This is a genomic window from Aestuariivirga sp. (assembly GCF_020252405.1).
Classification (GTDB): domain Bacteria; phylum Pseudomonadota; class Alphaproteobacteria; order Rhizobiales; family Aestuariivirgaceae; genus Aestuariivirga.
Window position 1 is genome coordinate 1 of the sequence record NZ_JADCDA010000102.1, and the last position, 5,952, is coordinate 5,952.

The 5,952-nt window shown below is 65.1% G+C and carries 5 protein-coding genes; 3 read left to right on the top strand and 2 right to left on the bottom strand.

Annotated elements, in window-relative coordinates; genetic code table 11:
• Positions 1 to 140 precede the first annotated feature (140 nt).
• Together IOC69_RS13330 and IOC69_RS13335 are read right to left on the bottom strand one after the other, a co-directional pair.
• Entirely contained in the window at positions 141 to 1,055 is a 915-nt protein-coding gene (locus IOC69_RS13330; protein WP_366935523.1) for a KpsF/GutQ family sugar-phosphate isomerase, read from the bottom strand.
• Positions 1,056 to 1,351: 296 nt separating this feature from the next.
• Complete coding sequence (locus IOC69_RS13335; RefSeq protein WP_290544048.1) at positions 1,352 to 2,245, bottom strand: UTP--glucose-1-phosphate uridylyltransferase; 894 nt, start codon at positions 2,243 to 2,245, stop codon at positions 1,352 to 1,354.
• Between the two features lie 201 nt (positions 2,246 to 2,446).
• Between IOC69_RS13335 and galE the strand changes: the two genes are divergently transcribed.
• The 3 genes from galE to IOC69_RS13350 all read left to right on the top strand — a co-directional run bounded on the left by galE (position 2,447) and on the right by IOC69_RS13350 (position 5,816).
• Entirely contained in the window at positions 2,447 to 3,445 is a 999-nt protein-coding gene (galE, locus tag IOC69_RS13340; protein ID WP_290544049.1) for a UDP-glucose 4-epimerase GalE, read from the top strand.
• An 89-nt stretch (positions 3,446 to 3,534) separates the two neighbouring features.
• Positions 3,535 to 4,737 carry a lytic murein transglycosylase gene (locus IOC69_RS13345; RefSeq protein WP_290544050.1) on the top strand — a complete coding sequence of 401 codons (1,203 nt, stop codon included), beginning with the start codon at positions 3,535 to 3,537 and terminating at the stop codon, positions 4,735 to 4,737.
• Positions 4,737 to 5,816 carry a hypothetical protein gene (locus tag IOC69_RS13350; RefSeq protein WP_290544051.1) on the top strand — a complete coding sequence of 360 codons (1,080 nt, stop codon included), beginning with the start codon at positions 4,737 to 4,739 and terminating at the stop codon, positions 5,814 to 5,816. Before IOC69_RS13345 ends, IOC69_RS13350 begins: the two co-directional genes overlap by 1 nt.
• The last annotated feature ends 136 nt before the right edge of the window (positions 5,817 to 5,952 follow it).

The window sequence follows — 5,952 nt, forward strand, 5'->3', positions numbered from 1 at the left end:
ACCACGGTCTCTAGGGACCAGCCCGGTAAATCGGTCTCCCGCCAACACCGGGGGTGCGGTCAGGCACCCCCGGCTCCTCCATTAAAGCGCAAATCGTCGAGACAAGCCCGGCGATGATGAAGGGGAGTGCGAGGTAACGATCAGACCAGCCCGATGCGCAGCAGGTCGTGGATATGCACCAGGCCCACCGGCTTGTTTTGGGCATCGATCACGAACAGGCTGGTGATCTTCAGCGAGTTCAGCTGCTCCAGCGCCTCTGATGCAAGAGCATCGGGGGCAATCGTTCTGGGCGTCTTGGTCATCACGGCGCCGGCCGTGCGGTTCAGGAGATCCGGCGCCATGTTGCGGCGCAGGTCGCCGTCGGTTACGATGCCGGTGAGCTGGCCATCCGCGCCCACCACGCCGAAACAGCCATAGCTCCGCCGCGTCATCACGATCAGCACCTCCGGCATGGTCATGGTTTCGGGGCCGAGCGGCAGCTCGTCCTTCGCATGCATGATGTCGCGCACATGCTTCAGCTGCGCGCCCAGCTTGCCGCCGGGGTGGAATTTGCGGAAGTCATGCGCGCTGAAGCCCTTGTCCTCCAGCAGTGCAATGGCCAGCGCATCGCCCAGCGCCAGCTGCAGCAGGGTTGACGTCGTGGGAGCGAGGCCGTTTGGGCAGGCTTCCCTGGCGCGCGGCAGCGGCAGCACGATGTCGGCCTCCTTGCCAAGCGTGGAGTCCGGCGCCGAGGTGATGGCGATCAGCGGCACCGCGAAGCGCCGCGAATAGGTGAGGATGTCGCGCAGCTCCGGCGACTCGCCGGAGTTGGAGATCATCACCACGGCGTCGTCCGGCGTGATCATGCCGAGGTCGCCGTGGCTTGCTTCCGCCGGGTGCACGAAGCCCGCCGGCGTGCCGGTGGACGCCAGGGTCGCCGCAATCTTGCGCGCGATGTGGCCCGACTTGCCCATGCCGGTCATCACAACGCGGCCCCTGGCCCCGCGGATGACCTTGACGGACTGCGCCAGCGCGTCGCCCAGCGGCCCATCGAGCGCGGCGATCAGCTGCTGCATGCCTTCGGTTTCGGTGACAAGCGCCCTCCTGGCAGATTCGCGCCATTGGGCTCCGAGCGGGACGGGAGTGAGGTGTCGTTTCGGCATGGCCGGGGTTCTAGACCTTTTGGGAGAGCGGTGCAAAGGCGGGTGCGGACTTCGTTGAGAAAGGCCCTCATCCGCCCTGTCGGGCACCTTCTCCCATCCCTGCGGGACGGGAGAAGGACTTGGTGAGGGAGGTCGCACAACGAGTCCTTCTCCCGTCGCGGCACGCAATGGGAGAAAGTGGCCGGCAGGCCGGATGAGGGCTGCCGGTCCTATAACCCGCCCTTCTCCGCCAGGATCTTTCTCAGCGCGTCCCGGAAGCCCGGCCCCACGTCCGGGCGGTCCAGCGCGAAGGCAACATTGGCGGCGAGGAAGCCCACCTTGTCGCCGCAGTCATAGGTGGTGCCGCGATATTTGAGGCCATGGAAGCGCTCGCGCTGCATGAGCCTGATCATTGCGTCGGTGATCTGGATCTCGCCGCCGGCGCCTGGCTCCTGGCTTTCGATTTCCCCGAAGATCTCAGGCTGCAGGATGTAACGGCCGGAGATGATGAGGTTCGACGGCGCCAGTTCGCGCGTCTTCGGTTTTTCCACCATGCCGGTGATGGTGAAGGCATTGTCCGTCCAGTCCTTCGCGCCGACCACGCCATAGCGGCTCACCTGCTCCCAGGGAACCTCCTCAACCGCCACCACATTGCCGCCGCCGCGGGTTTCGTAGACGTCGATCATCTGCCTCAGGCAGCCGGGGCTCGCGCGCATCACCATGTCGGGGAGCAGCAGGGCGAAGGGCTCGTCCCTGACGAGCTGGCGCGCGCACCACACGGCGTGGCCCAGCCCCAGCGGTTCCTGCTGGCGGGTGAAACTCGCCTGGCCGGCCTTCGGCAGGTCCTTGGCCAGCGCCGCGATCTCCCCGGTCCGGCCGCGTGCCGCAAGGGTGGCGTCGAGTTCGAAGGCCTTGTCGAAATGGTCCTCAATCGCCGCCTTGCCGCGGCCCGTCACGAAGACGAAATGCTCGATCCCGGCCTCGCGCGCCTCGTCCACCGCAAGCTGGATCACCGGGCGGTCCACCACGGTCAGCATCTCCTTCGGCATTGCCCTGGTGGCGGGCAGGAAGCGCGTGCCGAGTCCCGCGACGGGAAAGACGGCGGTCTTGACCGGACGGACCATGAGCAACCTCGTATTAAAGCATTTTCAGGTCAAGTGGACACCGGTTGACCGTCGAAAATGCGACCAAACAAAGACATAGAGCAGGTTTCGAGTCCACTGAACCGAAACCTGCCCTATCCACAACTGGCGTCTTGCGCCCCGAACAAGTTCGGCTTTGGGCAGATCCGAAACTTCGCTACACTCACCCCGCGGGAGATTTCAATGGCCATTCTTGTGACGGGCGGGGCGGGCTACATCGGCAGCCACATGGTGCTGGCGCTGGTGGAGCGCGGGGAGGAGGTTGTCGTCATCGACAATCTGTCCACCGGCCAGTGGTGGGCAATCCAGCCGCAGGCAAAGCTCATCGAGGGCGACATCGGCGACGAAGCGCTGCTCGACCGCGTCATGGCGGCCCACAACTTCGATGCGGTGGCGCATTTCGCGGGCTCGATCGTGGTGCCGGACTCGGTGAATGATCCGCTCGGCTATTATCTCAACAATACCGTCAAGTCCCGCATGCTCATGGCCTCGGCGGTGAAGGCGGGCATTCCGCGCTTTATCTTCTCCTCCACCGCCGCCGTCTATGGCGATGTGCCGGCCGAGCCCGTCTTCGAGGACCGCGCGCCCGCTCCCGTCTCGCCCTATGGCTTTTCGAAGCTGATGACCGAGCAGATGCTGAAGGACTCGGGGCGCGCTTATGGCCTGCAATTTGTGGCGCTGCGCTACTTCAACGTGGCGGGCGGCGATCCGAACGGCCGCATCGGCCAATCGACGCCCCGCGCCACCCACCTGATCAAGGTCGCCTGCCAGACGGCGCTGGGCCAGCGCGACCGGCTCGAGGTTTTCGGCACGGACTATGACACGCCGGACGGCACCTGCCTCCGGGACTATATCCATGTGAGCGATCTCATCGCGGCCCATATCGATGCGCTGGAGCATCTCCGCCGCGGCGGCGTCAGCGGCATTTTCAATTGCGGCTATGGCAAGGGCTATTCGGTGCTCGACGTCATCAAGGCGGTTGAGCGCGTCAACGGTGCGGCCCTGCCGGTCAAATACGGCCCGCGCCGCCCGGGCGACCCGCCGGCCATCGTGGCGGGAGCGAAGCGCGTGCGCGAGGTTCTGGGCTGGCAGCCCAAGCATGAAGACCTCGATTTCATCGTCGCAACGGCGCTCGACTGGGAGCGCAAGCTCGCCCGGCGCAACACCACCGGCCAGACCTGACGCCCGATTGAGGCCGCATTTGGCGGCTGAAACGCTTGCCTGTAGACTGATGCGCCTCTGGGCGGCTGCGCCCGAATCACGGGGATTCCATGGACCGAAGGACCTTCGCCTCGCTTCTGCTGTTCGCGCCCCTGCTGACGCGGGAGGCATTTGCCGATGATCCGAAATTCGTGGCCTTCATCCAGAACACCCTGTGGCCGCGCATGAAGACGGCGGGCGTGTCGAAGCAGCTTTTCGATCAGGCCTTCGCCGGCATCACCGAGCCGGACCCCGTCGTGCTGAAGCTCGCCGACAACCAGCCGGAATTCACCTCCACCACCTCCGCCTATCTCGAAAAGGCGGTGACGCCGGTCCGTATCGACACCGGCAGGCAGAAGGCCGGCAGCGAGAAAAAGCTGCTCGACGCCATCGAGGCCAAATATGGCGTTGACCGCTATATCATCCTCGGCATCTGGGGCATGGAGTCCAACTTCGGCAAGATGAAGGGCTCGATGAGCGTCATGCGCTCGCTGGCCACGCTCGCCTATTCCGGCAGGCGCAAGAAATACGCCTATGAGCAGATGGCCGCCGCCTTCAGGATCCTGAAATCCGGCATCGTGAAGCCCAATGACTTCGATGGCTCCTGGGCTGCCGCCATGGGCCATACGCAGTTCATCCCGTCTTCTTACATCTCCTATGCCGTGGACTGGACGGGCGATGGCAGGAAGGACATCTGGAACAGCCACCAGGATGCGCTGGCCTCCACCGCCAATTACCTCGCCAGGGCCGGCTGGAGGAATGACCGGCCCTGGGGCTGGGAGGTGACGCTGCCCAGGGGCTTCGACATGGCGCTCATCGGCCGCAGCCACTGGAAGACAGTGGCGGAGTGGGAGAAGCTGGGCCTCAGGCGCGCTGACGGGGCGAAGTTCGGTTCGCCGGACGCGCAGGCTTTCGTGATGGTGCCGCAGGGTGTCTCCGGCCCGCGCTTCCTGGTGACGAAGAATTTCCTCGCCATCATGGACTATAACATCTCGCATTCCTATGCGCTGAGCGTGGGCCACCTCGCGGACCGCATCCGCGGCCGCGGCGAATTCGCCGCTCAGTGGCCGGAGGTCAGCTACGATCTGACCTACAAGCAGCGCGTCGAGCTGCAGAGCCGCCTCAATGCGCTGGGCTTCGAAACGGGCGGCAATGACGGACGCTTCGGCGCCCGCACCTATGAGGCGATCATCGCCTACCAGAAGAAGAACGGCTTGCCGCTCGATGGCGTGCCCTCCGTCAAGCTCCTGCAGTCGATCGGGAAGAGGGGCTGATGAAACATTTCGCCATCCTCCTTGCCGCGCTGCTGCTGTGGGCTCCACCCGCCGCGGCGCAGACGGCGGATGGCCCGCTGATGGGCTCTTCGGGTTCGCAAAGCCCGGATATGCCAAGTCAGCCCCCGCCGGCGGACCACCACATCGTCGAGGTGCTGTCGATCGGCGATGCGCTCAGCGGCGGCCTCGGCGCAGGCCTTGCGCGCGCGGCGGAACCGAGCGGCAATTACGATATCTCGATCCGCGTCAACGAGGAATCGGGCCTCGCGCGGCCGGAGGTCTATGACTGGGCCGCCACCGTGCCGAAAATTCTCGACGGCAATGCCTATGACGTGATCGTGGTGATGCTCGGCTCCAATGACCGTCAGACGATCCGCGATGGCGGCAACCGCTATGATTTCGGCACGCCGGAATGGACCGCGGCTTATGCGGGGCGGGTGAACCTGCTGCTGGACCAGCTGGCGGCTTCCGACGCACGCATCATCTGGGTTGCGCCGCCGCCAATGCCCGAGCCTGACTATGATGCCGCGATGCGGACCGTCGCCGGCGTGCAGAAGGCCGAAGTCGAAAAGCGCGGCATGATGTTCCTTGACCTGCGCAATGACGTCGCCAGCCCCGGCGGCGGCTACGCCTACTCAATGACGGACGGCGCGGCCAACACCGTCAGGCTGCGCGGGCGTGACGGCATCTCCCCCTTCAATGGCGGCAACAACCCGATGGGCGAGAAGGTGTTCGCCGCCATCAAGGCGGCCGAATCGGCCGGTCAGACTCCGCAAGCAGGCAAGACCTCGCTGTTCGACGCGCCCGACGACAACAAGACCGATTTGGAGACGAGGACCAGCGCCGTGCCGCTGTTCGGCCGGGCGGTGATGGACAGTGCGCCCTATACGGTGCAGCCCGAGGGCGTCACCGCCAACGCCATCCTGCTGGCGGCGGGCGGCCTTGCGCCGGATGCGGCCCTGAAAACGCTGCGCGATATCTCGCCTTCGGGAAGCGGAGCGGAGAAACTCTTCAAGCTGGGCAGTCCGGAAGCCGCACCTCCCGGCAGGCCGGACGACTTCGCGGCGCCGTCGCCTTAAAGCATCGGGCGTTCAACTGAAATCAGAATACCGTTTATGCTCCTCTTATGCCGTCATTCCGGCGAAGGCCGGAATCCCGCTTTGCGTCAGCACGCGTTGAAAGAAAGCTGGATTCCGGCCTTCGCCGGAATGACGG

What these genes read in the sequence shown, in the direction of transcription:
- IOC69_RS13330 (WP_366935523.1), bottom strand. Translation starts at nt 1,055, where the DNA reads ATGCAGCAGCTGATCGCCGCGCTCGATGGGCCGCTGGGCGACGCGCTG.
- IOC69_RS13335 (WP_290544048.1), bottom strand. Translation starts at nt 2,245, where the DNA reads ATGGTCCGTCCGGTCAAGACCGCCGTCTTTCCCGTCGCGGGACTCGGC.
- galE (WP_290544049.1), top strand. Translation starts at nt 2,447, where the DNA reads ATGGCCATTCTTGTGACGGGCGGGGCGGGCTACATCGGCAGCCACATG.
- IOC69_RS13345 (WP_290544050.1), top strand. Translation starts at nt 3,535, where the DNA reads ATGGACCGAAGGACCTTCGCCTCGCTTCTGCTGTTCGCGCCCCTGCTG.
- IOC69_RS13350 (WP_290544051.1), top strand. Translation starts at nt 4,737, where the DNA reads ATGAAACATTTCGCCATCCTCCTTGCCGCGCTGCTGCTGTGGGCTCCA.